The 26,687-nt window shown below is 63.3% G+C and carries 28 protein-coding genes, 1 tRNA gene and 2 pseudogenes; 14 read left to right on the forward strand and 17 right to left on the reverse strand.

Going from position 1 to position 26,687, the window contains the following annotated elements; genetic code table 11:
• The 4 genes from CK221_RS20855 to CK221_RS20870 form a co-directional block, all read right to left on the reverse strand.
• The coding region (locus CK221_RS20855; RefSeq protein ID WP_143749075.1) for a hypothetical protein at nucleotides 1–210 on the reverse strand (210 nt) is incomplete at its 3' end.
• Between the two features lie 71 nt (nucleotides 211–281).
• Nucleotides 282–761, reverse strand: a complete 480-nt coding sequence (locus CK221_RS20860) for a class I SAM-dependent methyltransferase (RefSeq protein ID WP_095779101.1) — start codon at nucleotides 759–761, stop codon at nucleotides 282–284.
• A 123-nt stretch (nucleotides 762–884) separates the two neighbouring features.
• The gene (locus tag CK221_RS20865; protein ID WP_143749076.1) at nucleotides 885–1,145 is read right to left on the reverse strand and encodes a hypothetical protein; all 261 of its coding nucleotides are present in this window, start codon (nucleotides 1,143–1,145) and stop codon (nucleotides 885–887) included.
• A gap of 3 nt (nucleotides 1,146–1,148) precedes the next feature.
• Nucleotides 1,149–1,409, reverse strand: coding sequence for a hypothetical protein (locus CK221_RS20870; RefSeq protein ID WP_141245850.1), 261 nt, complete (start codon nucleotides 1,407–1,409; stop codon nucleotides 1,149–1,151).
• 137 nt (nucleotides 1,410–1,546) lie between these two features.
• Between CK221_RS20870 and CK221_RS20875 the strand changes: the two genes are divergently transcribed.
• Nucleotides 1,547–1,747, forward strand: coding sequence for a hypothetical protein (locus CK221_RS20875; protein ID WP_095779104.1), 201 nt, complete (start codon nucleotides 1,547–1,549; stop codon nucleotides 1,745–1,747).
• A gap of 14 nt (nucleotides 1,748–1,761) precedes the next feature.
• On the opposite strand, the pseudogene CK221_RS20880 reads toward CK221_RS20875, so the two are convergent.
• Nucleotides 1,762–3,199: pseudogene (locus CK221_RS20880) on the reverse strand (FAD-binding oxidoreductase).
• A 220-nt stretch (nucleotides 3,200–3,419) separates the two neighbouring features.
• On the opposite strand from CK221_RS20880, the gene CK221_RS20885 reads away from it, so the two are divergent.
• On the forward strand, nucleotides 3,420–3,749 hold the full coding sequence (locus CK221_RS20885) for a hypothetical protein (protein WP_143749077.1): 330 nt from the start codon (nucleotides 3,420–3,422) through the stop codon (nucleotides 3,747–3,749).
• Nucleotides 3,750–3,853: 104 nt separating this feature from the next.
• On the opposite strand, the gene CK221_RS20890 is transcribed toward CK221_RS20885, so the two are convergent.
• Both CK221_RS20890 and CK221_RS20895 read right to left on the reverse strand, forming a co-directional pair.
• A complete protein-coding gene (locus CK221_RS20890) occupies nucleotides 3,854–4,786 on the reverse strand; it encodes a dimethylarginine dimethylaminohydrolase family protein (protein ID WP_067330684.1) in 933 nt (310 codons plus the stop codon).
• Between the two features lie 32 nt (nucleotides 4,787–4,818).
• The gene (locus CK221_RS20895) at nucleotides 4,819–6,405 is read right to left on the reverse strand and encodes an amidohydrolase (protein WP_179295176.1); all 1,587 of its coding nucleotides are present in this window, start codon (nucleotides 6,403–6,405) and stop codon (nucleotides 4,819–4,821) included.
• Between the two features lie 82 nt (nucleotides 6,406–6,487).
• Here CK221_RS20895 and CK221_RS20900 point away from each other — a divergent pair, with 82 nt between their 5' ends.
• The 5 genes from CK221_RS20900 to CK221_RS20920 all read left to right on the forward strand — a co-directional run bounded on the left by CK221_RS20900 (nucleotide 6,488) and on the right by CK221_RS20920 (nucleotide 11,710).
• The gene (locus CK221_RS20900) at nucleotides 6,488–7,384 is read left to right on the forward strand and encodes a LysR substrate-binding domain-containing protein (protein WP_095779106.1); all 897 of its coding nucleotides are present in this window, start codon (nucleotides 6,488–6,490) and stop codon (nucleotides 7,382–7,384) included.
• Nucleotides 7,385–7,766: 382 nt separating this feature from the next.
• Nucleotides 7,767–8,861 carry an ABC transporter ATP-binding protein gene (locus CK221_RS20905; RefSeq protein ID WP_095779107.1) on the forward strand — a complete coding sequence of 365 codons (1,095 nt, stop codon included), beginning with the start codon at nucleotides 7,767–7,769 and terminating at the stop codon, nucleotides 8,859–8,861.
• A 68-nt stretch (nucleotides 8,862–8,929) separates the two neighbouring features.
• Nucleotides 8,930–10,042: an ABC transporter substrate-binding protein gene (locus tag CK221_RS20910; RefSeq protein ID WP_095779108.1), complete on the forward strand. Its 1,113-nt coding sequence runs from the start codon at nucleotides 8,930–8,932 to the stop codon at nucleotides 10,040–10,042.
• A 23-nt stretch (nucleotides 10,043–10,065) separates the two neighbouring features.
• Nucleotides 10,066–10,899, forward strand: a complete 834-nt coding sequence (locus CK221_RS20915) for an ABC transporter permease (protein WP_066999251.1) — start codon at nucleotides 10,066–10,068, stop codon at nucleotides 10,897–10,899.
• A 4-nt stretch (nucleotides 10,900–10,903) separates the two neighbouring features.
• A complete protein-coding gene (locus CK221_RS20920) occupies nucleotides 10,904–11,710 on the forward strand; it encodes an ABC transporter permease (RefSeq protein WP_095779109.1) in 807 nt (268 codons plus the stop codon).
• Nucleotides 11,711–11,957: 247 nt separating this feature from the next.
• Here the strand turns inward: CK221_RS20920 and CK221_RS29895 are convergent, their stop codons facing one another.
• On the reverse strand, nucleotides 11,958–12,149 hold the full coding sequence (locus CK221_RS29895) for a hypothetical protein (protein ID WP_095784323.1): 192 nt from the start codon (nucleotides 12,147–12,149) through the stop codon (nucleotides 11,958–11,960).
• A gap of 74 nt (nucleotides 12,150–12,223) precedes the next feature.
• Entirely contained in the window at nucleotides 12,224–12,583 is a 360-nt protein-coding gene (locus tag CK221_RS20925) for a metalloregulator ArsR/SmtB family transcription factor (protein ID WP_066999308.1), read from the reverse strand.
• Nucleotides 12,584–13,009: 426 nt separating this feature from the next.
• On the opposite strand from CK221_RS20925, the gene CK221_RS20930 reads away from it, so the two are divergent.
• From CK221_RS20930 to CK221_RS20940, 3 genes are all read left to right on the forward strand, one after another.
• Complete coding sequence (locus tag CK221_RS20930; protein WP_245299680.1) at nucleotides 13,010–13,228, forward strand: hypothetical protein; 219 nt, start codon at nucleotides 13,010–13,012, stop codon at nucleotides 13,226–13,228.
• Nucleotides 13,229–13,343: 115 nt separating this feature from the next.
• Nucleotides 13,344–13,589, forward strand: coding sequence for a DUF982 domain-containing protein (locus CK221_RS20935; protein ID WP_066999246.1), 246 nt, complete (start codon nucleotides 13,344–13,346; stop codon nucleotides 13,587–13,589).
• A gap of 437 nt (nucleotides 13,590–14,026) precedes the next feature.
• Nucleotides 14,027–14,269: a DUF982 domain-containing protein gene (locus CK221_RS20940; protein ID WP_066999301.1), complete on the forward strand. Its 243-nt coding sequence runs from the start codon at nucleotides 14,027–14,029 to the stop codon at nucleotides 14,267–14,269.
• A gap of 445 nt (nucleotides 14,270–14,714) precedes the next feature.
• Here CK221_RS20940 and CK221_RS20945 read toward each other — a convergent pair whose 3' ends face one another.
• The 5 genes and pseudogenes from CK221_RS20945 to CK221_RS20965 all read right to left on the reverse strand — a co-directional run bounded on the left by CK221_RS20945 (nucleotide 14,715) and on the right by CK221_RS20965 (nucleotide 17,817).
• Nucleotides 14,715–15,680: a glycosyltransferase gene (locus CK221_RS20945; RefSeq protein ID WP_095779110.1), complete on the reverse strand. Its 966-nt coding sequence runs from the start codon at nucleotides 15,678–15,680 to the stop codon at nucleotides 14,715–14,717.
• A 95-nt stretch (nucleotides 15,681–15,775) separates the two neighbouring features.
• A pseudogene (locus CK221_RS31265) lies at nucleotides 15,776–16,027 on the reverse strand (DapH/DapD/GlmU-related protein); the annotation flags it as partial.
• Nucleotides 16,028–16,357: 330 nt separating this feature from the next.
• Complete coding sequence (locus CK221_RS20955; RefSeq protein WP_143749078.1) at nucleotides 16,358–16,987, reverse strand: FkbM family methyltransferase; 630 nt, start codon at nucleotides 16,985–16,987, stop codon at nucleotides 16,358–16,360.
• Nucleotides 16,988–17,317: 330 nt separating this feature from the next.
• Nucleotides 17,318–17,394 (reverse strand) — tRNA-Arg (locus CK221_RS20960).
• 117 nt (nucleotides 17,395–17,511) lie between these two features.
• On the reverse strand, nucleotides 17,512–17,817 hold the full coding sequence (locus CK221_RS20965; RefSeq protein WP_066999298.1) for an ETC complex I subunit: 306 nt from the start codon (nucleotides 17,815–17,817) through the stop codon (nucleotides 17,512–17,514).
• Between the two features lie 287 nt (nucleotides 17,818–18,104).
• Here CK221_RS20965 and CK221_RS20970 point away from each other — a divergent pair, with 287 nt between their 5' ends.
• The 3 genes from CK221_RS20970 (at nucleotide 18,105) to CK221_RS20980 (ending at nucleotide 22,202) form a co-directional block, all read left to right on the forward strand.
• Nucleotides 18,105–19,076, forward strand: coding sequence for an NAD(P)H-dependent oxidoreductase (locus CK221_RS20970; RefSeq protein ID WP_143749079.1), 972 nt, complete (start codon nucleotides 18,105–18,107; stop codon nucleotides 19,074–19,076).
• Nucleotides 19,077–19,207: 131 nt separating this feature from the next.
• The gene (locus tag CK221_RS20975; protein ID WP_066999231.1) at nucleotides 19,208–20,377 is read left to right on the forward strand and encodes an NAD(P)/FAD-dependent oxidoreductase; all 1,170 of its coding nucleotides are present in this window, start codon (nucleotides 19,208–19,210) and stop codon (nucleotides 20,375–20,377) included.
• 322 nt (nucleotides 20,378–20,699) lie between these two features.
• On the forward strand, nucleotides 20,700–22,202 hold the full coding sequence (locus tag CK221_RS20980) for a PAS domain S-box protein (RefSeq protein WP_179295177.1): 1,503 nt from the start codon (nucleotides 20,700–20,702) through the stop codon (nucleotides 22,200–22,202).
• 67 nt (nucleotides 22,203–22,269) lie between these two features.
• Here the strand turns inward: CK221_RS20980 and CK221_RS20985 are convergent, their stop codons facing one another.
• Nucleotides 22,270–22,698, reverse strand: coding sequence for a hypothetical protein (locus CK221_RS20985; protein WP_066999225.1), 429 nt, complete (start codon nucleotides 22,696–22,698; stop codon nucleotides 22,270–22,272).
• A gap of 438 nt (nucleotides 22,699–23,136) precedes the next feature.
• On the opposite strand from CK221_RS20985, the gene CK221_RS20990 reads away from it, so the two are divergent.
• Nucleotides 23,137–23,457 (forward strand): hypothetical protein, encoded by a 321-nt coding sequence (locus CK221_RS20990; protein ID WP_143749080.1) that lies wholly within the window; start codon nucleotides 23,137–23,139, stop codon nucleotides 23,455–23,457.
• 44 nt (nucleotides 23,458–23,501) lie between these two features.
• Here CK221_RS20990 and CK221_RS20995 read toward each other — a convergent pair whose 3' ends face one another.
• Nucleotides 23,502–25,229, reverse strand: coding sequence for an SEL1-like repeat protein (locus CK221_RS20995; protein WP_095779114.1), 1,728 nt, complete (start codon nucleotides 25,227–25,229; stop codon nucleotides 23,502–23,504).
• A gap of 43 nt (nucleotides 25,230–25,272) precedes the next feature.
• A complete protein-coding gene (locus CK221_RS21000) occupies nucleotides 25,273–26,679 on the reverse strand; it encodes an HlyD family type I secretion periplasmic adaptor subunit (protein ID WP_095779115.1) in 1,407 nt (468 codons plus the stop codon).
• Between the last annotated feature and the right edge of the window lie 8 nt (nucleotides 26,680–26,687).

Genomic DNA, 26,687 nt, shown 5'->3' on the forward strand with positions numbered 1-26,687 from the left:
CCTCGCCTTCTGCAGCACCCAGATATAACCCTTGGGCGGGTGATCCTGGTCGATGAACTGGGTCTTGACCTCAGTGTCCTTGCGGCCGCAGCGCTTGCGGCGGAAGCGGATGGTTTCGAGCGGCTTGTTCCAGCCGACCACCTTGGCCACGTCGTTCGCCTTGAAGCGGCCGGCGTGGTAGCAGTGGCGGCATTCGACTATCAGCAGCATGTTGGCCTTGGCCGCCCGGCCGACGAAGCCGCGGAAACGGATGCCGGATGTGAAGTGAGCTGTGGTGGCGGCTAGTTCACGCGCCAGAGGAAATAAGGCCAGTCCGGCGTGTCGAAGGGCAAGGGGGTCCAGCGCGGCGACTGCATCGCCCGGTCGCTGACCACTAGGCCACCCGGTGCCATCAACGCATCGATGAGCGCCGCCAGCCAGCCGGCCTGGGCGGTGTCGCGGGCGCGGTCCTCACTGCCGAAATCGGCATGGACCAAGGCTGCGGGCGCGCAGCCGGACAAGGCGGACAGCGTTTCGCGGAAATCGCCCAGCACAAGGTCGGCGCCGGCCGGCGCCGCATCAGCCGGGGCGTGCAGGTCGCGGTCGAAGGCGATGATCCGACGGTCCGGGAACAGCTTGCGCAGATGGCTGTAGGTGCGGCCCTTGCCCAGGCCGATCTCCAGCACCGGGCCGGGCAAGCCCCGGGTCTCCTCCGCCGCCCGCTCCAGCGCCCGGCGCTGGGTGGTGAGGCGGGCGATCATGCGGTCGAGGCGGCTGTCCATGGGCGCTCCGGGCAGGCTCGATGGTGTCGAGGGCCGCCACTGTAGCTTCGGCCAGGGACACCGTCGATCCCGAACGCGGCAAAACCAGGTCTCAGAAATAGCTCGCGTGTTGAGTGACAGCTGCTATCCCCTCGCCTTCTGCAGCACCCAGATATAACCCTTGGGCGGGTGATCCTGGTCGATGAACTGGGTCTTGACCTCAGCGTCCTTGCGGCCGCAGCGCTTGCAGCGGAAGCGGATGGTTTCGAGCGGCTTGTTCCAGCCGACCACCTTGGCCACGTCGTTCGCCTTGAAGCGGCCGGCGTGGTAGCAGTGGCGGCATTCGACTATCAGCAGCATGTTGGCCTTGGCCGCCCGGCCGACGCTGTCCATGGGTCCGGCCATTTCTCATGTCCGGTCTGAATAATCCTCAGGCAGCGGCAGCAGGCCGAGCCAGGCGGCGCGGAAATCGAGGTCCCTGCCCGCCACCGCGCCCATCATCTCATGCAGCCTCTCCACCAACCCGTTGAGCCGCCAGTACATTTCGCCGTTGGTCTTGAGATTGAGCTGCGCCGCCAGCACGGTCTGGCGCAGTTCCAACGCATCGCGAATGATCGCCTCCGCGTTCGACCGGAACAATCTGTCATAGCGGCTTTTCCGTCTGCCCAACGCGGCTCTCCGTGATCCTGAGCAACCGCCCCATCTGCTGACAAAATAGGAACCCGTTCCTCGCTGAGTCAATTCGTCGTTGACAATTTTGTTCCCTTTTTGTTCACATGCTAGTGGAAACTTGCGGAGCACCCGAGATGGATCACATCGTCAGGCTCGACAGCCGCGAGGAAGCGGCGCTTCAGGCAATCGCCGAGCGGTTCATCGCCCGGCACAAGGGCGACCCGGTGAAGGCGCTGAAGGAGATGATCGTGTTCAACGGCCATCTCCAGCAACGGCTCGACGCGCTCCAGGCTTCAAGGCTTCGTCAACGAGACGCGTCGGGACGGCGCGGCTGAGGCATGCTGCCCCGTCAGGCGGCCCGCAGTCCTTCCTTCGGACGCAGGTTCTGGTTCATGCGGAACAGGTTCTGCGGATCGTAGCGCTGCTTGATCTCGAGCAACCGGCGATAATTGCCGCCATAGGCCGCTTCGACACGGTCGATCTCATCCTCCGGCATGAAGTTCACATAGGCCGTTCCGGCAGCATGAGGCTTTGATGCTTCATAGATGTCTCGAGCCCATTCGATGCAGGCCTTGTCCATGGCCGGTTCGCGCCAGCGGGCGTGAACGTTCATGACGAAATGCGAGCTCCGCTGCGGAAACGCCGTCGCAACCGCCGGGACGCGGCCAGCGACGCCGCCGACATGGCCGAAGAATATCTCGCATTCGGGACCCGGAAGCCTGGATATCGCGGTCGTGGTGATCTCGATCGCGCTGTCGGAAAGCTCGGTGAAGTCATGGCTCTTCCAATAGTTGCGGGCGCCAGGCGCGAGCAGCGGATCGAAGGCCTGCTGCCAGCCCGTGAAAGGGTTGGGACCGACGACGTCGGCGATCGGCGTGCCGATGGCGCGGAGCTTTTGCGTCGCCTTTTCGCCAGCCTCGATATCGCCGCAATAGCACATGGCCAGCACCAGCACTTCCTTGCCGTGCCATTCGGCCGGCAGGAAGGGCAGCGGCGGCGCCTGCCGCATGACCACCCAGCAGGTCAGTTCGTCGGGGGCGGTTTCGAGCGCGGCGCGGTATTCCCGAAGCACCTTCCCGGCATCGGCGAAGGGATGGACCACAAGGCCCGACAGCACTTGCGGCCCGAACTGGTGAAGTTTGAACTCGAACCCCGTGACGACGCCGAAATTGCCGCCACCGCCGCGCAGCGCCCAGAACAGGTCCGCGTTCTCGGTCTCGCTGGCGCGCAGCAGCTTGCCGTGCGCGGTTACCACGTCGGCCGAAACGAGATTGTCGATGGTCAGCCCGTATTTGCGGGTGATCCAGCCGAAGCCGCCGCCCAGCGTCAGGCCGGCGATCCCGGTGGTCGAGTTGATGCCGGTCGGCAGCGCCAGCCCGAAGGCCTGCGTTTCGCGGTCGACATCGACAAGCGTGGCGCCGGGTCCGACCCAGGCGCGCCGCGCCGCGACATCGACCCGCACAGACTTCATCATGGAGAGATCGATGACGAGGCCGCCCTCGCAGATGGCGCTGCCGGCAATGTTGTGACCGCCGCCGCGCACGGAGACGAGAAGTCCGTTCTCACGGGCGAAATTCACCGCGGCAACGACATCGGAGGCGCCGACGCAGCACGCGATCAGCCCGGGCCGCCGGTCGATCATGTCATTCCAGATGCTGCGCGCACCGTCGTAGCCGGCGTCACCCTCCCGCAGCACCGTGCCGCGTATTTGCGTCGAAAGTTTCCAGGGCTGCGGCATCGACCGTGGTCTTGCCGCCATCAAGGGCAGTGAAGCTCATGGCATTCATGAATTCCTCCCGTTCTTGTTGATGCCCCCTCCGCCCGAATTTTAGTGTGCGCTCATGTTCGGCGTCCCGCAAGTTATCGCGGGCAGCGAGCCGGCCGTGCGGGCCTTGCTCAACAAACGATTGGCAAGAACGGCACGCGCCTTGCCTGCAATCTTGACGGGCAGGAATAACAGGCTTTCAATCAAGAGAGATTATCGCTGCGGATATGGGGCAACGCCGCATGAAACGCATGTTGTTTGCCTGTTCGATATCGTCTGTTCTGCTATTGTCAGCGAACCGGGCGTTTGCGTTCAATTTCGGCTTCGTCAGAGTGCCGGACTGGATGGATCCTTATATCGGCGTGCTCGTTGCCGTCACCCTCTTCTTCTGGCTCGGACTGGCGGCGACAAAGCCGAGCGGCGTGCCGTTCAAGCAGGTGCGGTATGTCGAGATTTCGCCCATAGCGAATTTCTTCTACCTCGGCATGGCCTTCTTCTTCACCATCATGATGATTATGCTGTTCGCCGGCATGGGCCTGAGGCGATACGCTGAACGGACCGGCGCAGCGTAGAGCGGGAGCGAAACGGGACAGATCGACGCTCTTTCGCGCCCCCTTCTGTCCTGCTGGAGATCTCCCCCTCAACGGGGGAGATTGGCAGCTTCGGCGCCGTGCTCCTACGCCTTCACCCGCTTCAGCGCCTGCGCCATGCAGTGAATGCCGCCGCCGGTCTTGGAGATCTCGCTCATGTCGACGGCCGCCACCTCGAAGCCGCGTGCCTTCAGCTTTTCGATCAGCGTCTTGCTCGAGGTCGGCGCGATCACCCTGTCCTTGCCGAGCGACATGAAGTTGCAGCCGAGCGCCATCGTATCCTGGAAGGGCACGTCGATGATCTCGTGGCCCTTGCCCTTCAGCCAGTCGACGATGCCGGGCTCGGTGCAGGCAAGGCAGACGGCCGTGAGCTTTTCGGCGATCGGCACCACCATCAGGTCTATGTGCACGTAGTATTCGTCGATGAAGGCGATGCGCGTCTCCCAGCCTTCCTTGTCGAACCAGGCCTGCACCTGGCGCGCGCCCTCCTCCTGCGTGCGGGCGCCGCCGCAGCCGATCAGCACCACGCCTTCCTCGATGACGTTGAAGTCGCCGCCCTCGAAGGTGCCGGCGGTCACCATGTCGTAGATCGGGATGCCGAGCTTCTCATAGGTGCGGATGGCGGCGTAGTTCTCGCCGCGCCGCCACCAGTTGGCCATTGCGGTGATGAACGCGCCGTAGGGCGTCATGACGCTGGAGTCGCGCGAATAGACCTGCATCGGCAGTTCCGGCGTCGGCTCGTGCCAGTGGATGGTGACGCCGAAATGCTCGTAAGCGGCGACGAGGTCCTTGTGCTGCGCCTGGGCGATCTGGATGTTGCAGGGCGCCTCGCGCAGATGCTTTCTGGACAGCGAACTGGTCGAAAGATGGCGAAGGAAATTGGGTGAGCCGAGCAGCACGTCGGTCAGAACGTCGGTCTCGTTGGCGAAGCCCCAGGCAGTGAGCGGCTTGGTGCCGCCATTGGGATTGCGGCGCTGCAGCGAGAACGGCTCGGCGACGATGCGGTCATGGACGGTCATGGTGTTCTCCTCGTGGGTCGGTCTGCTTGAGATCATTGGCTGCTCGGTATCCACCAGTCGCGCCCGCGCGCGGTGGTAACATATTCCGGCCAGCGGAAGTTTATCGGCGGCTCGTAGTCACAAAGCGGCGCGATCCAGTTCGAGCCGCCGGCGCCGCCGCCGGTTCGCCTGACGAATTCGTCCATGGCCGCATCGCGCGCCGCCTTGTCTTCCAGCAGGCGAAGCGCGGTGAGCGCGACGGTCTTGGAGGCGCAGGTCACCATCGGGTCGATGGTGGCCGCAATGCCGCCCAACGCATTCATCACCCAGGCGGGATAGGCGTGGCCGTTCGCCGAGCGCAGCGCCGGGCGGGCGACGTACAAGCGCGATGTCGGCGCGTGCCAGCTCATGTCGGTATAGTCGTCCGAGGTCGAATTCACCTGCGAGGGCGGCAGGTCGCGCCGCAGAACCGCCTCGGCCTCCTGCGGCGTGATGAGGCGCTCCAGCTCGTCGATGAACGGATTCTCGGTCGCCTCGCCGCCAGCATTGACCTGGACCTCGCGGGCGATCGCCCTCGCCTCTTCGTTCCACTGTGGCGGACCGACGGTAGAGAGCGCTTCATAGGTGATGCGGGCCATGGCGTGGTTGGCCAGTCCCGGGCGCGACTTCGACACCCAGTGGCGTTCGTAGCGGCAGCCGCTCATCCTGGCGGCGGCTTCCGCGTTTCGGTCGAGCACGGCGGTCACCTGCTCGGCCATGGCGATGGTAGGCACGCGGATCATGTACTGGATCTCGGCAAGGCCGGCCGGCAGATTGTCGGCGGTCGCCTGGCCCGCGGTCAGGATCGCTTCGCTGATCGACCAGCCGCCCTGGTGCGTCAGCATGGAATCGCGCAGCGCCTTGGAAGCCATGTACATCATCATCAGCGCGTCGTTGGCACCTGGCGCCCTGACCGCGGAATGCGCCTGCGGGATCGGGGCGCCATCGCTTGCGCGACCCCAATTCTGAGGCTCGTCGCAAATGAAGCGGTAGATCATCGCATAGGCCGCACCGCAATGCGTGTCCCAGCGCGCGGTGTTGCAGAGCGGCAGCATATAGAAGGGATGAAAGGAGATCATGCCGGCAAGGCCGTCATAATAGCCTTTGGCGGCATGGATCGGCTTCGAGCCCCTCACCTTCTCTGCCGGCTCGCCAGTGAAGCGCAGCGTGCCTTGAATGCCATGCTGCTGCATCGCGGCCTTGGCGGCGAGCAGCCCGCCGAGGCTGCCAATGCCGAGGCCCGAATGCGGATCGGTATGGCCACCCGCCTCGACGCTAAGCCCCGCCCGCGGTTGCTTGACCGTCGCGGCATCCTGGCAGTTGCCGGGCACGGCATCGTATTCGGCATACATGCCGATCGTCGGTCCTTCGCCATTCGTCCAATGCGCGCAGAAGGCGGTCGGCATTCCGCCCGAGCCCTCTTCCACCGAAAAGCCTTCACGCTTCAGCCGGTCGACATACCAAGCTGCGGACTGGTACTCGCGCCAGGCGGTCTCGCCGAGGTCGAAGATGGTGCGCGTCCAGGCCGACAAGAGCGGCTGGATGCCGTCGATGCAGGCCAGTGCCGTTTCCTGCGCTGATGTCGTCACCGGTTTCTCCATGCCGCAAAGAAAGCAGTGAAGCGGCTCTTCAAAAAGTGATATGTTTTCCCGGCTCGTGCAAATTCGGTTCACCTGAGGCCTCTTGCGCATACCTTCCACGCAGGCGCTTCGCGCCCTCGACAGTTTTGCTCGTCACGGCAGCGTCTGGCGCGCGGCCGATGAACTCCACCTCACCCGCAGCGCCGTCTCGCATCAGCTGAGGCTGCTCGAACGCGACCTCGGCTTCGATCTCTTGCAGCGCATCGGCAAGGGCGTGGCGCTGACGCCGCGCGGCCAGCGCTACGCCGCCGGTGTCAGGAAAGCGCTGACCGTGCTCGGCGACGCGGGGACGCAGAACAGCGGCGCCGGCGTCGGCGGCTCCTTCGGCATCTCCTGTCCGCCGGGCTTCGCCTCGATGTTCCTGTGCACCCATATCGGCGAGTTCCAGCAGATGTATCCGGACGTCGCGCTCTCGGTGCTGACGCCGCGGCGGCTCGACGATGTCAGCAATCCGGAGGCCGACGCCTTCATCGCCTTCGGCGTCGGCAACTGGCCGAACCGCGCGGTGGAGCTGCTTTGCGAGGTCTCCTTCACCCCGCTCTGCAGCCCGACGTTGCTCAACAAGGTGGGCGGCTTTTCCAAGCCCGCCGACGTGCTGCGCGCCAACCTGCTGCATCTCAGCGATACCGAGGACTGGGCGCGCTGGCTGGCGCTGTCGAAGGTGGAGAATCCCGACACCGAAGGCGGCATCTTCTTTTCCGACATGAACCTCGTCTTCTCGGCGGCAATCGCCGGCCAGGGCATCGCGATGGGAGACGAGCTGACCGGCCGCCGGGCGCTGAGCGAGGGCAGGCTGGTCAAGCCGTTCGAAGCGACGGTGCCCTCGCCGCGCTCCTACTATCTGGTCTTCGAGCATGCCAAGGCGGGCCACCCGGTACTCAATGCCTTCAGCGACTGGCTGCGGGCGAAGCTTTTGGAAAGCAGGCTGGCGAAGTATTGAAGGCGGGGGACGCCGGCACGCCCTAGGATGTCCCTCGGAGTGCCAACCGTCCGGTCGTCATCCCCGGGCTTGACCCGAGGATCCATTCCGTGGCGATCGCGAAAGGCACGCTTGATCAGAATTCTGCACCGTTGCAACTCCCAGAGGTCACGGCATGGCAACCAGGGTCTGCGCGCGTCGCTCCGCTCCTTGCTCCGCCCTGGAATGACGACGGCATGAACGCTTTCGCCAATCGCGAAGCGCGCCGAACGCCCGAGTCCGGGAGACGCTCCCGCCACCTGCCCATCCGTGAATCAAATTTGCCGAACAGAGGAAAACTATTCGGTTGCGGTGAACGCGCGCCGTGCATACGATTTGAAACAAGCGTGAGGACGAAGGCAGGATGCAGCAACCCGGCCGGGCCGCAGAGATCAAGGCGAACGGGATAGGCAAGAGCTTCGGCTCGTTCCGGGCGCTGGACAATCTCACGCTCGATATCGGCCGCGGCGAGTTCCTGACGCTGCTTGGGCCATCCGGTTCCGGCAAAACCACCTTCCTGATGATCTTGGCCGGCTTCGTGCAGCCGAGCGAAGGCAGGCTTTTCAGCGACGGCACCGACATTACCGACCGGCCGGCCGAACAGCGCGCCGCCGGCATGGTATTCCAGGGCTATGCTTTGTTCCCGCATATGAGCGTGGAACAGAACATCGCCTTTCCGCTCAAGGTGCGCAAGAAATCGGCTTCCGAGATCAAAAGCCGTGTCGGCGAGATGATCGAGCGCGTCGGTCTCAAAGGCCACGAGAAGAAATTGCCGGCGCAGCTTTCCGGCGGCCAGCAGCAACGCGTGGCGCTCGCCCGCGCCCTGGTGTTCGAGCCGGGCGTGCTGCTTCTCGACGAGCCGTTCTCGGCGCTGGACAAGAGCCTGCGCGGCCAGATGCAGGCCGAGATGAAGCGGCTGCACCAGGAGACCGGCACCACCTTTGTCTTCGTCACTCACGACCAGAGCGAGGCGCTGGCGCTTTCCTCGCGCGTCGCCATCTTCAATCACGGCAAGCTCTTGCAGGTCGGCAGGCCGGACGAGGTCTACGACCGGCCGGCCAGCCGCTTCGTCGCCGAGTTCCTGGGCGAGATCAACATGCTGCCCGTGAAGGGCGTCAAGTCCGCCGATAATGGCGCCACCGGTGTCTGCGAGGACCGGGCGGTCAACATGCGCTGCAAAGCAGAAAAGGTCCGCGGCGACGCTATCCTGGCAATCCGGCCGGAACACATGTCGATCGCGCCGGAGGCAGCGGCCGGCGAAAACGGCATCGCCGCCACTGCTGTCGCTTCGACCTATCTGGGTGCGGCGACCAAGCTCGACCTAACCACGCGCCAGGGTGCGAAGGTCACCGTCTCGGTGCCGAACGAGGTGGCCGCGGCAGCGTTGAGCAAGGGCAATTCCGTCTGGCTGACCTGGCCGGCGGAAAAGGGCTTCCTCCTGCCGGACGGAGGACAATGAGCGCCGAAGCGGCGTGAATTCGCCGCGTCGGTTTCCGGATCAGATCAATTAAAACAAGGGGAACTGACATGAACGAGACCAAGAAACAGACCATCGACTCCCTCGCAGAGAGGGCAAAACGCGGCGAGATCTCGCGCCGGCAATTCGCGCAGCTTGCAGGCCTCGTGCTCGCCGGCACGCCGATGCTGCTGCGCTCGACCCATGCTCAAGCCGAGACCAAGGGGCTGGTGCTGGTGAATTGGGGCGGCGACGCCATCACCGCTTACGACGCCGCCTACGGCCAGGCCTTCACCAAGGATACCGGCATCCCGGTGAAGATGGACGGCTCGGGCCCGACCGAGGGCGCGATCGCCGCGCAGTTCAAGAGCGGCGCGCCGACCTGGGACCTGGTCGACGTCGATCCGTTCTCCGCCATTACGCTGGGCGGCCAGGGCATGCTCGAGCCGATCGACTACAAGATCGTCGACAAGAGCAAGATGCGGCCGGGCTTCGGATGGGAATTTGCCGCGTCGACCTACTTCTTCTCCTACGTGATCGCCTACGACTCGCAGAAGTTCGGCTCCAATGCGCCGACCGGCATGGCCGACTTTTTCGACGTGAAGAAATTCCCCGGCAAGCGCTCGCTCTACAAATGGGGCGTGTCGAGCTGGGAAGCCGCCCTGCTCGCCGACGGCGTGGCGCCCGCCTCGCTCTACCCGCTCGACCTCAAGCGCGCGCATGACAAGATCGCCGCCTTCAAGGAAAACGTCGTCTCCTATTGGGGCGGTGGCGCCGAAAGCCAGAGCGTGTTGCTCAACGGCGAGGCTTCGATGGCGATCGTCTGGTCGACGCGCGCCTCGCTGATCGAGCAGGACTCGGGCGGCCAGATCAAGTTCATCTGGGACCAGGGCCTGATCTCGCCCGGCGCGCTCGCGGTTCTGAAAAACAATCCCGGCGGCAAGGAAGCTGCGATGAAGTTCATCGCCAGCACGCAGGATCCGCAGAAGGAACTGGTGATGTTCGACAAACTCGGCCAGGGTCCGGCCAACCCGGCCGCCGACGCGCTGATCCCGGCCGACAAGAAGCGCATCAACCCGGTCGATCCGGAAAACATGAAGAAGCAGATCCCGCTCGACATGGAGTGGTACGCCAAGAACTACGGTGCGGCGCTCGACGAATACACCAAGATCATCTCGGCTTGAGCGGGCGGAGATGCTGAACTGACATGAGGGGCACCCTCTCCGACAGGACGGGCGCGGCGCTGTTGATGGCGCCGCTGCTCCTGTTCCTGGTCCTTGCTTATGCCTGGCCTTTCCTCGGCGTGGTGAAGTGGAGCTTCACCTTGCCGACGCCGGGACTCGGCCAATATGGCGCGCTGGTCAGCGACCCGCTGGTGCAGTCGGTATTCGTCCGCACGTTGCGCATCGCGGCGATCGTCACCATCGTTTCCGTCACCGCCGCCTATGCGATCACGGTCGTCTGGGTGCGCGGCAGCCCGGTGCAGCGCGTGCTTGCGGAATTCTGCATCCTGGTGCCGTTCTGGATCTCGGTGCTGACGCGCGCCTTCGGCTGGGTGGCGCTGTTGTCCAACCGCGGCCTCGTCAACACCTGGCTGCAATCGATCGGCTTCATTTCCGAGCCGCTGACGCTCGTGCGCAACGAGTTCGGCGTCATCGTCGGCATGTCGCATTTCCTCATCCCCTTTGCGGTATTTCCGCTGGCTTCGGCCATGCGCAGCCTCGACGAGCGCGTGCTGCTCGCGGCGCGCGGGCTTGGCTCCAGCCGCATGCGCACCTTCTGGACGGTGTTCGTGCCGATGACGCGCTCGGGCATCATCGGCTCGGCGATGATCACCTTCGTCTTCTCTCTGGGCTTCTTCGTCACGCCGGCGATCCTCGGCGGCGGCCGCAGCGTGATGATCGCCGAACTCATCTATCTCCGCATCTTCCAGAGTCCGGACTGGGGACTGGGCGCGGCAATCAGCGTCGTGCTGGTGGTGTTCGTCGGCGCGCTGATGGCGCTCTTGTTCCGCTACGTCAAACCGAAGCAATTGGTGTAGCAAGATGCCCACCTACCGCCCCGGTCCCGTCTCGCTCATCCTCGCCGTCCTGGTGGCGCTGTTCCTGCTTATGCCATTGCTCGCCGTCATCCCGGTGTCGCTGACGCCGAGCCGCATGTTGACCATGCCGACCGGCGAACTGTCGCTGCGCCACTACCGTTCGCTGATCGAGGATCCGCGCTGGCTGGAGTCCATCTTGCTCTCGATCCGCATCGGTGTGGTCAGCAGCGCGCTTTCCACGGTGCTCGCGCTCACCTTCAGCCTCGGCGTGTGGATGTTCCAGCCGCGCTTCACCGCCGCCCTGGTCGGCTTCGTCCTTTTGCCAATGGTGGTGCCGCCGGTGGTCTCGGCGGTGACGCTGTATTTCCTGCTCACCTCGGTCTCCGGCATCTCATCCTTCTTCGGTTACGACACCTGGCTGGGTGTCGCGATGGCGCATTCGGTGATGACGGTGCCCTTCGCCACCGTTCTGATCCTGGTCTCGCTCAGCCAGCTCGATCGGCGCATCGACCTCGCCGCACGAGGCTTGGGTGCCAGTGTGTGGGAGCGCGCGACGCGCATCATCATGCCCAACATCAAGTTCGGCATCGTCACCGCGGCGCTCCTCTCCTTCGTGCTCTCCTGGGAAGAGATCGGCGTGACGCTGTTCATCACCTCGGTGAACGCCATCACGCTGCCGCGCCTGATGTGGATGGGCCTGCGCGACAACATCGATCCGGCGATTGCAGCCCTTTCGGTGATCCTGATCATTATCACCGTGCTGGTGCTCGCCGTGCGCAGCGTGATTGCGCGCCGGCGAGCCGCACCGTAAATCCGCGGCTTTGTCCCAAAACGAAAGAGGCCCGCCGGGAGCGGCGAGCCTCTGACGGTGCCAAAGTGTCTGGCCCGTGGTGATCCGGGGGTGTGGATCGCGTAAAAGTCTAGCCACCCGAAGTCCGGCGCGCGATTTACAAATCCGTAAACCTCGGCGTGCCGGGAGCAGGCGGCGGCGGCAGAAAAGTGCTATAATATCATCGGCTTGTGAGCATCCGCGACCGCGCCGGCGCATCATCCTTCAATCAAAAGTGATGGGAGGACTGCGAGAAGTCGGGCCGGATCGGCGACGACGGCGGCCAGCCCGTGACGACATGACGAAATCCGGCCGCTACCGGTTTCTCCGGCAGCAGCATTCTGGCCAGGATCGCGTCCCGGCGAATGAAGTGATGATAAAGTGCGGCCAGGGCAGGTATGCCCGGCCGGCGCATTGCCATCTTGTTTGCATCGCGCCTTCAGAGGGCGCGCCGTGCAGGCGAAGGCTGCTCGCCCTCGCCTGCGTCGGAGCCGTTCAGGCGGCCTGCGGCGGCCGCATTCTTTCGACAAGAGCCTGCCGGGCCGGGCCGGCGAGCGGCCTGTCCATGGTCAGCAGCCCGTCGAGCAGAACGAGGAGCTCACGCGCTGCGGACGACTTGCAGGAATAATAGACCATCTGGCGGTCGCGGCGGGTGTCGACCAGGCCAAACCTGCGCAGTTTGGCCAGATGCTGGGAGAGTGCGGACTGGCTGAGTTCGACCTTGTCGGCGAGCGCGCCGACAGACAATTCGCCCTCGGCCAGGTAGTTCATGATGAGCAAACGCTTCTCGTTGCCCATCACCGCAAGAAAGGCTGCCGCGCTTTCTGCGTTGGCGGTAAGTTTCTTGGTCACCATCGGTTTCCCCATGTTCATGCTCTTCCGAGGCCACGGGGGCAATGGCTTCGGAATTCCAGAGCATTTGATGGGCCTGCTCCGACACGCAGTCGGAACCTGCCCTGCTTCTTTGTTCGACCAATACCCTCCGTAACCCGGTTGCCACCACGTCGGGATCTTGGTCTCGGACAGCCTGCGCCGCGTTGTTGCGCGACGCAAGTTGGCGCAGACTCGGAATAATTCCGCGCCGCTAATGAGTATCAGCGCTTCGTCCTTTCAGCAAGATAGCGAAGCTCGCCCCATCTCCGGCATGCCGTCGGGCAGACAACGAGACGAAAACCAGACCGGCCGGGCGCCGCGAAAAGTACTCGCGTTGTCGCCGTTTCCTTGAGGACTCACTCTCGTTTCCGAACCCGTGCTAATGTTTAGCCGGGGAGCAAGGGGGACATGAGCTGGAGGAAGAAGCCCGTGTCCAATATGTCGCGAAACACATTCACGCCCGCCGAGACGGCGCTGTTGGGGCGTGTCTTCGAGAGCGGCCGCATCGATGGAGAAACCGAAGAGCAGAAGGAGGCGCGCGCCTCCCGCATCATCGCCAATTACATGGCCGGGATCACCGATGAGACGGAACTCATCGAACTGTCCCGCAAGCCGCTCGGAAGATAGGCGGCAGCCACGCCCGTTACCGGCGCGCTGCTCACATCCTGTTGAAATATCGGGATGAAACTTGCCGCGCGGTGGCGCGTTTATCATCCGCTCACAACGCATTAGGGGTTTCGCGATGATCCAGGGATGGTTTTCCAGGCCGGTCGAAGTCGCCGTCGGCGTGGCAGGCTCGATCCGACACATTTCCAACGCCCAGCAGGCTGTGGAACTGCTGACGGGCCAATGGCGCGACGCCGGCAGCGTGCAGCATGGCGCGGCGCTGCGCGCCTGCCGCCGGGCTATGAGCGGCGACGTTCCGGCCGACAATGCCAGGGAAGCCTTCATCAGCGCTGCCCGCGAAGCGCATGTGCTGGTCGAATAGTCCCAAGGCGGCATCCTGTCTTCTGTAGAAGAGCGACACGACGCGCGAATTGACCGGACGCTTCCGCGCCGGCCGAAACCGCTGCTTGCTGTCCGGTTCGATGTAAAACTGGCTGCGCCCAACCTCCCAATAGAGCCCGAAAGCGGTCCCCATCAGCGTGGCGACGGTAATGGTGGGTGCGGGCGCGGCAATCACCATAGAAGGCTTCCCGCGTTCATCCGCCTGTCGGCACATATTTTTGCGCGGCGCGCCGGCGCAACGAATCCGCTGCGTGAGCCAACTCCGGCCGCCCATCGCTGATCTCTAAAATTCTCCGGAACATTATCGGCAGTTTTTGGTTAATGCGCGGGTCCGCCGATCATCCCGGGCCCGCATCCCAACAGGCGCCTGCCGGCGCCGTTGCTTATCAAAAGACCAACATACGAACGGAGCATGTGATGAACGACGTCTGGTTTTCCGAGCCGGTCGTGATCGATTTCGAACCAAGCGGACATCGCAAGGTCTCAAGCTGCTTCGAGGCAGTCGAGTGCCTCGACCTGCGCTGGCCAAGGCGGGCGCGCGACCGCGCCTGGCGGTCGGCAAGCCGCGTCTGCCGCGACGCGCTCGACGGCTTGAGAAGTCCTACCGAAGCCCGCAAAACACTGCGCAAGGCAGCGAAGGCCGCCGGCCTGCTGGCCTGAAGCGTGTCGCGATCCCGTGCGGAAAAATCCGCCACCCGGATCGTGTCGAATTACCGCCAAGGACTTGCTCCCGGCAGCCCGTAAGCCAGAAAATTCGGAACATTGCAGCCGCCGACCTGTTACTTCCCCGTAGTCTCCTGACTACAGGGTTCCAGACCCAAGCCGAGCCCGTTCCGGCTTCCCATCGCCGGGGCGGGCTTGATTTTGTGCGGTATCGGTTGCGGCATCCCGGCGAGTGAGAGCAGCGACCGACGCATACTCTTCAGCACGCCCTTGCGGACATCCTGACGGGGCTACATGAAAACGCCGGCCGCTGGACTTTCGGGGCGCCTGTTGTTCAGGCCGTGCCATTTCAACGAGCCGGCCGCCGGCGCTCAATGCAAAGAGAGTGTCATGGTGAACGGGCGGCTAATATCCACAGGATGCGGCCGATTTGGAAAGAAGATCAGCCAAACCCGCCGAGCACCTCCGGGAATTGTACGGCCATCGCGCCCTCTTCCGCTTGCCTTGCGTAGATCCGGTGCATTTTCGCCGCGTCGTAACGCGCGCGGCGGCGATGCACGTCGTTACCGAAGAGACCGCCGACGGCATCGAAGCGGCGGAGGAAGCGTTTCGTTATCCCGCGCTCGAACGGCAGCCGCTGCCGGAAGGGCTTATTCCAAGGCGTATCCTCTGCCAGATCGCGCCAGATCTTGAGGGCTTCAAGCTCGACTCCAATCTGGCTGCCCCAAGGCTTGCCGCCCGCGAAATGCCGTGCATAGGCCTGAGAAAACCGATAATCCCGGGCCCCGTTCGACATCAGATTCCAGTTCGGGTGCATCGTCTGCCATTTGCCCTCGAAGGCGACATTGAGCGCGTTCTGGTCGTTCATTTGTCCGTCAACGGCGAGCTTTCGGGCCTGCTTCAACAGGTCTTCCTCTCGCACCGGCCGCATGTTGAAGACGATAATGCCGGCATTGAAATAGGGCGCGCCCGGTTGCATCGACATCTCGTCTCGGTAACCCGGGCGGAAGTACATGTAGTCGTCGTGGGCCGCTAGCAGGTGCGCGTGGATAGGCTGGTCCACCAGATCGGCAATGTCGCGGTTGAACAGAACGTCGCAGTCGATATGTGCGATGCGATCGTATATCGCGAATTCGCTGAACCGGTCGGCGAACAGGCGGATGAAGGTGGCGACGCTCCCCGGCCGAAAACGGTAGCCCGAGTCAGCCATGAAGTTCGTCACGTCCACGATCCGGACACGGTCTTTCAGCAACCGATACGCAATGCCGACATCGTCCTCATTTGCCCCGAGATGCATGATGAAACCAGGCGTCGTTTTGCGCGAAACGTCGAGAATTCTGCGCGCTGCTAGGCATGCATACGGAAAGTACTTGGCATCTGCCGCCAGAAAAAAACACGAATTGGTCATTTGAACCGTTTGTAGGCCTATTTAGGCCTGGTGCCTGTCACAAAATGCTTCTCGATGAAAGTTTCGATGGGACCAGTGAGGGCGCCCGCCTCTCTTTTTATTTTATCGTCCTCCCACTCCCACCACCGGATTGCCAGCAGCTTCGAGATGACGTCTTGCGAAAAGCGATATCTGATGAGCCGGGCCGGAGACCCGCCTACGATCGCATAGGTCGGCACGGCCCTAGTGACCACCGCCCCGGCGCCTACCACCGCGCCATCGCCGACCTCAACTCCTGGTAAAATTATGGCGCCGTGGCCGATCCAGACGTCGTTGCCGATCGTGATGCCGCCTGGTTTGCCGCCATTTCCGATCGGCTCCGGTTGGTTCAGTATCCGGCTGTGGATTGGAAATGAGGTGGCGCTGCCGGTCGAATGCTGACCGGAGCACATGAAAAGCACGTCACCCGCGATCGAGCAGAAGGCCCCTACTTGCAAAGGTGATTCCTTCGATGGGAACAGAACCTTTCGCCACGTCACGCCGTAAGTGTGGCGGCCGATAGCAACATTCTCCGGAAGTTTAGAGCTGGCATCCCGCAACCATTTGGAAAAGATAGACATATGCAGAGCTCCCCGCAGCCCTTCTGCGATTTAGCAGTAAATGAGCCAGCCATAGCTCTCGTGATTCTCAGCCTGAGATCAGCCCCAGCCCAAGTCTATATTGGTAATCCCGTCTCTACTGATGCGGTCGCGAAGCACGGCGATCCGATTGGCCAAATCCAGCGAAAGCCTTTCGTGCGTCTCCACCAGAACATGACCGATGGACCGATAGATGCCGTCATCGAGCATGGACTCGATGCATTCCGCTTCCGCACCCTCAATGTCCATCTTAATAACGGCAATCGGTTCCTCGATCCCTCTCAGAAACTGCACGAGATCGATCACCTCGACTTCAACGGCGGGGCCGTTCGCGTGCTCGGGCACCTCGAAAAGAGATGACCACTCGGTCATCCGAACATTTTTCGTGTCGGGCCTCTGATTAAGGATTGCCGTCCTCGCGGAGCCGCCTACCGCTTTTGGAATGATCGTTACCCGCTCGTCATTGCCGAACCGGCCCTTCAAGATCTTGAGAGCCCTAGGGTCCGGCTCAAAGGCGATTACCTTCATGCCGTAGCTGAGAGCGTGCCGGGTAACGTCGCCTACATTGGCCCCGAGGTCGATGAAAAGGCCATGGCGCGGAAGGGATTTCATCAGCTGATGAAAGTCGAACTCAGCCTGCCTCTTCGGACGCGGCGGACGATGCCATCTGCGATACAGATGCCAGCGCAATACAAATTCGAGATAACTTTCCTGTAACACTCTAAGTCCGTCTGCCCTTCGGCGCGGATATACTGGGCACCGCGCGCGTCTTCAAGCATCCAAATTCGTCAAGGCGCCGTGTTTCCACTTGGATCAGACATTCAGGTCATCGGCGGGCGATCACCTCGGGAACGATCGCTTTCATGCCATCATCGACCGTTCGGTGGGTGTCGAAGGAGGCACTCAGCGCGAACTCGCCGCCGCCTCGGCCGCAACCGCGAAACGGATTGAAAGTTGGAAATCGGTTCTTTTTTCGAGTTGGAACCTTTTAGCCAGGAAGTGCTAAGTGGTTGAAATTAATGGCGATCCCGGCAGGATTCGAACCTGCGACCATCGGCTTAGAAGGCCGGTGCTCTATCCAGCTGAGCTACGGGACCGCTGGCCGGCCGGAGCCGGCTGATGCGACTATGCGGATCGATCTAAAAGGATGATCCGCTCCGATTTTGTTACGCAATTCCGGACGGAAAACCGCTGTGCACTTTTGCTCGGATTGGTCAATGGGTCCAGGGCGTCCTGCGGTCATAGCGGAAATTGTCCGAATAGGAAATCTGCCGGCGCTTCGGCTCCTTCGGCTCCTCGACACGATAGGCAATGCCCTGCTTCTCGGCATAGGCGACCGCCTCTTCCCTGGTATCGAAGGTGAGCCGCACCTGGCTCAGCATATCGCCGGACGAGGTGTAACCCATCAGCGGGTCGATCTTCTTGCGCTGGGCTGGATCGAATTCCAGCACCCAGTGGCCGGTCTTGGCCTTGCCGGACTGCATCGCGGTTTTGGCTGGGCTGAAAATGCGCGCGGACATGGCCACCTCTTTGCCGCCCGAAGACCGGGCAATCATTTAGCCGCGCGCCCAAAAGGCCGGAACCCTCGACCGCGCACCAGCCCGTCAATACTGTGCAACGGCGCCGGCGGCAAGGCCATACGCAGCCAGGGCTCGGCCAGCGGAGGGCGGAACCTCGCGCTAGCCCGGACATTAACCGAAAAGAGAGGCGACCAGCACAGCCGCTACGACCAAAGGTCCAAAGTCGCGGGCCGTCGCCCTGCGCGCCTTGCGTCGCGATCCCCGTCAACAAGCCTGGACAGTCCGCCATGACTATGACAACCGAACATCCCGTCCTGCAGCTGGCCCTGCTTGTCGGCAGTCTGCGGGCCCAATCCTACAGCCGCAAGATCGCCAAGGCGCTGGCGGCCCGCGCACCGGATTCGTTGCGCTGCCGCTTCATCGAGATCGGCGAGCTGCCTTTGTATAATCAGGATCTCGACGGCGAGACGCCGCCTGCCGCCTGGTCGGCGTTCCGCGCCGCCATCGGGGAATGCGACGCGGTGCTGTTCGTCACGCCGGAATACAACCGTTCGATCCCGGGCTGCCTGAAGAACGCCCTCGACGTCGGCTCACGCCCCTCTGGCAAGAGCGTCTTCAAAGGCCTGCCCGCCGGCGTCGTCAGCGTCAGCCCGGGCAAGATCGGCGCCTTCGGTTCCAACCAGGCACTCAGGCAGACCTTCGTCTTCCTCGACATGCCGGTGATGCAGCAGCCGGAGGCCTATATCGGAAATGTCGCCGAGCTGCTCGACGACAGCGGCGCGGTTAAGAACAGCGACACGGCCGCCCTCCTGAAAGATTTCATCGAGGCGCTGGAGACGTGGATCAGAACCGTGCGGCCGGGCGGCTCGTCCTTCGACGCCTTCATGAAGCAGCGTGAGAAGATCGCCGAGGATTATGTCAACGGCAATGCTACGTCGTTGAAGGCAATCGTGACGCATAGCGAGCCGGCCACCTTCTTTTCGCCGCGCGGCGACCATCTCAAAGGCGCCGATGCCGTTGCCGGCCGATACGAGCGCGACGCCGCCAGCTTCCACCAAGGCGGCAGCACCGACATCGAGGTGCTGCAGGCCTCCGCGAGCGGCGATCTCGCCTTCTGGACTGGACTGCAGCATGCGAAGGCGCGCATGGGCAAGAACGGACAGCCGGCCGAGATGACCTTGCGGGTGACGGAAGTGTTCCGGCTGGAGGACGGCGCCTTCAAGCTGGTGCATCGCCACGCCGACCCCGCCAACGGATAATCTCCCTATCCGCGACACAATGCCGGGCTCTTTGCAACCACGGCCTATTCCCATTGCCTCGTCAGCGGCATATGTCGGATACATGGCCGTGGCACGTGAGAGCCATGACGACGATAAAGACAAGAATGGGCATGGAAGCGGAAATCTCGTCGGATTGGACCGGCGAGCCGGCGATCCTCGAAGGCGCGATCGTGATCGGTGCCGGCGCGGCCGGATTGGCGGCGGCCTACGCCCTGATCGAAGCCGGGATCGCCACCGAGATCCTCGAGCGCGAGGGGCGGCTGGCCGAGCCCTGGCACCACCGCCATGAGAACCTGCATCTCAACACGCATCGCGACCTCTCAACGCTGCCCGGCGTTTCATTTCCGCAAGGCACGCCCGCCTTTCCGCACCGCAGCGCGGTGATCCGCCTGTTCAACGACTTCGCCCAGACGCACCGGCTGCCGATCGCCTTCGGCGTCGTCGTCGAGGAAATCGATTTCCGCGGCGATCACTGGCTGCTGAAGACCAGCACGGGACCGCGAGCGGCGCGCCACGTGGTGATCGCCACCGGGCGCGACCGACAACCCTTTATCCCGGCCTGGAAAGGCATGAAGGATTTTTCGGGCAAGATCGTCCATTCGGCGCATTTCGGCCGGGCGAGCGACTATGCTGGGACAAAAGTGCTGGTGGTCGGCGCCGGCAATTCCGGCTTCGACGCGCTCAACCATCTTTCCGGGGTCGAGACCGGGCAGATGTGGCTCTCGGCGCGCAACGGGCCGTCGCTGCTGCCCAAGCGCATCGGCAAGATCGCCGTGCATCGTTTCTCGCCCGTCATGGCGAGACTGCCTGCCCGGCTCGCCGATGCGGTGATGGCGGCGACGCAGCGGCTGGTCTTCGGCGATCTCGGGAGGTACGGCCTGCCCCCCGCCCCGTCGGGCGGCGCCAGCCGCCTCGGCTCGGACTATACGGCGATCGCCGCCGATGACGGTGCGGTCGACGCGATCAAGGCCGGCCGCATCATCGTCGTGCCGCAGGTCAAGGAATTCAGGCACGACGGCGTCGTTCTCGAAAGCGGCCAGTCGATCGCGCCTGACATCGTCATTGCCGCCACCGGCTACCGCACCGGGCTGGAGGCGATGGTGGGCAGGCTCGGGGTGCTCGATGCCAAGGGGGTGCCGCTGTTCAACGGCCCGGCGAACGACCCGAAACTGCCCGGCCTCTGGTTCACCGGCATGCGGCCGAGCATTCGCGGCTGCTTCGCCAATGCGCGCATCCAGGGCGCGGCGATCGCCGGCAGGATTGCCAAGCAAAGGCGCTGAGGCGCCAGTCTGCGCGCGAGGCTTCCGTTTTGGGCCGGCCGCGGAAGCTTTAAATGCCGCGAGCGTCGGAGTACGGCGCGGCCTGGTAGGCACCTGATTTGGGATCGCGAATTGCCATTTGGCTCAAGCCGCTAGACGCGCGCCGCTCGCGGCTCGTCGGCGACACCAGCCGCCGCGCCGCAACGCGACAAGTCCTATTGCGAAACCGCGCAAAGCGCATATTGTCGGGCATGGTCGGGGATCGTACCCGGCGGTCGAAGGGAGCGATCGACGCGGTGCTGCGTTAAGCGGTTGGGTCAAGGACTCGATGCAGCAAGGGGCTATGAGTGTTACGGCCACAGGGCGCGGCCAGCGTGAGCAAGCCGACGGCGATATTGCCCGCGAGCAAACCGTCCTCTTTCGCCTCACCGACCGACTTTACCGCGCCCATGGCCTCGTCGAGATCTACGATGCGGCCCTCGATGCCATATGCGACGCCCTCGGTTCGTCGCGCGCCTCGATCCTGAGATTTGACAACCACGGCGTCATGAGCTTCGTCGCGTGGCGCTCACTGTCTGAAGAATACCGCAAGGCTGTCAACGGCCACACGCCGTGGACAAGCGATCAGCGCGACGCCGAGCCGATCTTTGTCGAGGATATTCGTTTCAGCGGTGAATCTCAGCAACTCATCGAAACGGTCCTCGGCGAAGGTATCGAAGCGCTCGCCTTTATCCCGCTTGCCAGCTCCCGCGAGCTCATCGGCAAGTTCATGGTCTACTACCCAGCACCCCATAGCTTCACCGATCGTGAACGCGAACTTGCGTTGACCATTGCCCGCCAGCTCGGGTTTGCGATCGAACGGGACCAGGCGGAAACCACTGCGACGCGGCTGAGCGCGCTTGTCGCATCCTCGGACGACGCGATCATCGCGACGGATCCGGACGGCATCGTCACGGACTGGAACCGTGGCGCCGAGCGGCTCTACGGCTACCCCCGCGCGGAAATTGTCGGTCGTTCGCTCATGTTGTTGATACCGCCCGATCGCCGGAACGAGGACCGGGATATTCTGGCGCGCATTCGAGATGGAGAGCATGTCGAGCATTTCGAGACCGTTCGCCTGCGCAAGGACGGCAGCATCGTTCCCATCTCTTTGACCGTTTCCCCCATCGCGGACGCGTCGGGCGCAATTGTCGGTGCCTCCAAGATCGCCCGCGGCATCTCCGAGCGGCTGCGCGCGCAAGAGCAGCGGGAGATACTGCTCCGCGAGATGGACCACCGTGTGAAGAACCTCTTCGCCATCGCAAGCTCGATCGTCAAGCTGAGCGCTTCGGCCGCCGAAACGCCGGCGGCGCTCGCCTCGATCGTGTCTGACCGCCTCGGCGCCTTGGCGCGGGCGCATGCGCTGACGATGCTCACGTCTGGTGGCCGCTCTGCTCAGGTCTCCACGAGCCTGCATACATTGGTGAACGCGATCCTCGCGCCATACCGCCATGCGGCCGATGAGCATCCCCGCTTCGCGATCACCGGCATCGATATTCCCGTGCCCGCGGCAATGATCACGCCACTTTCCCTCCTGCTGCACGAATTCGCCACCAACGCCGCCAAACATGGCAGCCTCTCGGCGGCCGCCGGCTCAATAGAGATCGCTTGCGCCAATCGGGACGGCAAGGTGCTTATTCAATGGCGAGAGGTTGGAGGACCACCTCCCGTCGCAACCGAAGAAGAAGGTTTCGGGAGCCGCCTGGTCCGCGTCGCCGCGAGCCAGCTTGGCCAAGTCGAGCGAAACTGGGACCCGGCCGGCGTCACTATCGAAGTCACGCTTGACGGTGAAAGATTTTCTGCCTGACGACCAGAAGGCCGAGCTGAGGTGGGATCTCCTCGGCCGGGTCGACCAATCGAGCATGACAGTCGGGCTAGCTCAAGTCCCTAGCAGCGTCTTCGATCAGCTTGACAACCAAATTGCGAAACCTCTCGCCGGACCTGTTCCCTATATTTCCAACATCCTCAGCCACCATACCGGGTGAAGAAACCGAAACCTCCCCACTGACGTGAACGTTGACGGTGAATACCCTTCCGGCGGTGTTTTTCACTTCCGGCTTTCGGTAGATTCGAAACCGAACTGAGGGCGTCAGCGCTTTGTCACGGCCCCGCGGAGCGGTGTCTATGTCGATCGTCATCTCGCCCGACACTTCTGCCTTGGCCGCTACCAACGACGCAACAACGACATCGTCCAGCCAGGCCCTGGCTTGGGTGCCGAAATCCGGCACCGTGGCATTCGCATCCTCCTCTTCATGGCGAGGAGCTTTCTTGCCGCGCTCAAGGGCTTCTTTGAACTTAGCCACCTAACGCCTCCGTTTTGTCAGCCTATGAAGCGGTGCTCACAAGGGTCACCGCTCTGCCATCAACAAAACGCGTGCCATCGCTGTGCGTTGCAATGACCGCTAACAAGCCTTCGCAGCGCGGTTGATGGGTCGACGGGGGCGACGCGCGAAACTTCGCTGGCAAGGCGCGTTCCTGGCTCGCCATCAGACGGCGCCGCCAGCAGGGCAAGACGCTGGATTGTCTTAGATCGCGCCGTCAGCGGCCATCGCAACGCGCATCATCGAACGACCGCTGCTGGGTCGGCGACGATCGGGCGACCAGGGCTTTGTGCGCGCGTGAGCCGCTTGCGTCCCGCCCGGCAGCCAGGTGGTACCTCTTTATCAATGCTTCACCATAGGAACAGCGGTCCCGGAACCTTTCTCATTGCTGCGAACTTCTGGAGTTCCATGAATCCCAAAATGAAGGACTTCGGCATGAAAGTCACTGCAGCAGGCATCGACCGTATCAAGATCGGCAACGCCGACGCGAGTGGCCAGGGCGCGCATTTTGTCGTTTGGCTTTATCTTCAGGTCGACGAAGGCGGCACGCAAACCGGTCAGGAACTGGTGGTGTCAGTCCCGTACGACGCGCAGATGACCTTTGATGAAATCGCTACCCAGGCTTTCGAGAAGGCGCATAACCTGCTTCTCGCCTGCTGCGAGATCGATAAGTCCATGTGGTGGAAACAGTTCAACCACAGCCTTGCGCCGCTGCCTGAGTGGACGCCCGGCGCGCAGTAGTCGGGCGCGGCCGATGCCGGTGCTAAGCCTTGGCAATGAATGCCTCAGCCGGCCAATTCGGAAAGTTCGTCGGCCGCTTCCTCAAGACCCTGCGCCGCCGCTCGCTCGAGCCAAAGGCGGCCGACTGCCGGGTAGTGCTCTCCGGCTAGGCCCTTCGAGAAATATCGGCCGAGCATCAGTTGGGCCTGCCCGTGCCCACGCTCGGCCGCGGCCGCAAACCATTTCTGCGCCGCCACGTGATCGACCGGCAGTCCCTCGCCGGAGCTCTGCAGCGCGCCGAGAGCAAACATTGCGCCGGCATGGCCGTCGGCAGCAGCCCGTCGGAACAGCTGTATTGCGGCTTCGGGAGAGCGTTTGCCTCCGCTCCCATTGAGCAGCATCTCAGCAAGTGCCACTTGCGCATCGAGCATGCCGCCTTCGGCCGCTTGGGCAAACCAGGCACGAGCCTGTTGCGCGTCGGCAGCCACGCCGCGCCCGTCCCTGAGAATGCGCGCATACATGTACTGAGCCTCAGCCACGCCTTCAGCCGCGCGCCTCAGCCATTGCGCGGCGCGAGTTTCATCCTGGTGCACGCCGACGCCTTTGGCGAAACACAGCCCGAGATTGAAGGCGGCGATAAGGTCGCCCGATAATGCGGCCGCCTCGAACCACCCCGCTACGCTCGTGATGTCGTCCGGCTCGCCGGCTCCCTGAAGAACAAGATTGGCCAGATCGACTTGCGCTGCCCGGTTCCCGCTGCTTGCGGCGGTGCGCAGCCAATGCGCCCCCTCTTGCTCGTCCCTGGCGACACCGTTTCCCGTCAGGTAGAGAGAGGCCAGCGCGCGAGCGGCGGCCTGGTGACCCCCCTCGGCCGCACGACGATACCAAATTGCCGCCTCTGAAAAGTCCGGCGGCCGGCTCTTCACGTTACGATCCCCGAGAAGATTCGCCGCCTCGACGTTGCCCGCCAATGCCGCACGCCGTATCCAGGCCTCTCCGGTCACAGGATCCTGATCGCCGAGGCTTCCGTCGATAAGCGCCAGACCCAATCGGAATTGGGCCGCAGGAAGCCCTTTCTCCGCAGCTGACTGGTATAATCGCGCCGCACCCGCAATGTCGCCTGCGACGCCGCGGCCGTGTTCGGTCAGGATCGCGAGAAGATAGATTGCCGTCGGCAAGCCAGCGTCCGCCGCCCGCCGGACCTCATCGGCAATCCTGGACCGGTCTGCCGACAAACCCCGCCGTGCCAGCGACAGGGCAAAACCAAGGCTTCCTTCGGCGCAGCCGGCCGCGGCCGACCGCTCGTACCACCTGTAGGCAGCATCCGCATCGCGCATTGGTTCGGGACCGCTGGTCAGGATGTAGCCGAGGAGTGCCTGGCCGGTGGCGGAGCCCGCCTCGGCCGCCTTCGTGGCAAGATCGAGCGCTGACGCAAAGTCTGGCTCGCTCGTGGTGTCCTCCACGAACAACCGTTCCGATTCGGAGCCCTTGTCAGCTTCGGCTGCCGCCATCCCGGTCACGTAGAGCGCGGCGAGGAGCGCCTGCGCATCAGCGCTCCCGTGATCCGCTGCTCGCCGCAGCCAGCGCGTCCCCTCTGCCCGGCTCGGCGGCACGCCGGAACCTTCGAGATAGCAACGCGCGACCCGATACTCGGCCTGGCCGATGCCCGCACGCGCAGCCGCCGCGAAGAGCGGAAAGGCCTCCGTGGGCTTGCCATTTTCAGAAAGCTGGATCGCCCGGCGCAATGCTAGGGACGGGCTAGCCAAACCAGTCAGGCGATCCAGAATTGTCATCGAGGCCAGCCTTTGACTGCTCCGGTTCCTGTCGAGCTGCGGACTACGGCTCGCGCATCGCTTCCTGACCGATCGGGAGCATCACCCCAAGAATATATTTGAGCACCGTGCGCCGGCCGACCTGAACGTCGGCGGTCACCGGCATGCCGGGGGTGAGGGCAAACCCGGCGGGTACGTCATGCAGCGCGACCTGATCGATGGAAATGCGCGTCCGATAGAACGGTTCTGTGTTCGAGGGCAGCATTGCCAGCGAACTGTCTGGATCGCGGGCTTTCTCCTGAGCGGAGAAGGAATCCGGACTGAGCGTGCGCACGGTGCCGTGAGCGAGGCCGTATTGCGAATAGGGGAAGGTGTCGAACTTGATGACGACGGGATCGCCGACGTGGACGAAGCCACTGCTTCGGCCGACGACATTTGTCTCGATCTCGAGCGGCGCCTTGGCGGGCACCAGCGTGATCAGGCGCTCGCCCGACTGTAGGACCGAGCCGACCGACACTTTTGCCACGGACTGGACAATGGCATCTCCTTCGCTTTTCAGCTCGACCAGTTGCTTGCGCAGCTTTGCCTTGTTGAAGAGCTCGCGAGCGTCGGACATGCGAGAGCTCGCCTCCGACAAACCTTGCGAGACTTCCGCGCGCCAGCCTTGAATGTAGCCGGCGCGGTCGGCGGCCACCGCAGCCTGCTGGCGCCTGGCAGCTTCCGCCGTCTGCACGGCGTTGCCGAGCGCGCGCGACATTTCGGCCGAATTGTCCTCGGCCAGCAGGGTATTGAGGCGGCTCCCGACTTGCCTTTCTTCCAGCTGCTTGCGCATCTGTTCTATCGATGCCGCGACGGAGAGCCGCTGCCGGTAGCCAGCGGCATCAGATTGCGCGCGCGAGATCACGGAAGTGAGTTCATCGCTTTGCCGATCGAAATTCTCCAGCTTAGCCTCGTAGACCGCCTTGCGGCGCTCGAAGATCGAGGCCTGCAGGGTCCAGCTGGGGTCGAGGCCGTCATAGTTGAACTCCTTGCCGTCGGCCTCCGCCTTCAACCGTGCCACTTCGGCCTCAAGCGTAGAGACCTGCATGGCCAAGGCCTGCAGGTCTGCCGAGGCGAAGGTCGAATCGAGACGTGCAAGCAATTGGCCGGCTTGCACATGCTGTCCCTCGCGCACTTCGATCGAGCGGACGATCGCCGTCTCCAGCGGCTGCACGATGATGTTGGGCGATTGTGAAACCACGAGCCCCCTCGTCGTCACGACCTGGTCGACCGGTATCAGTCCGGCCACGGTGATCAAGACGATCACGAGGCTCGAAATCATCCATACGATGCCGCGCGCCGCCCGAGGAATCGGCGCATTCGAGACTGCTGTCGACGGCCACTGGAACTCGAGTATGGCCGGCGTCGTCGGATCGTTCGTTTTCGCTCGGCCCCAGCGAGCCTGGCGGACGGTGAGCGAGGTGCTACTCATGGCTTACC

Origin of the sequence: Mesorhizobium sp. WSM3868 (assembly GCF_002294785.1) — a bacterium.
In the GTDB taxonomy this organism is placed as follows: domain Bacteria; phylum Pseudomonadota; class Alphaproteobacteria; order Rhizobiales; family Rhizobiaceae; genus Mesorhizobium.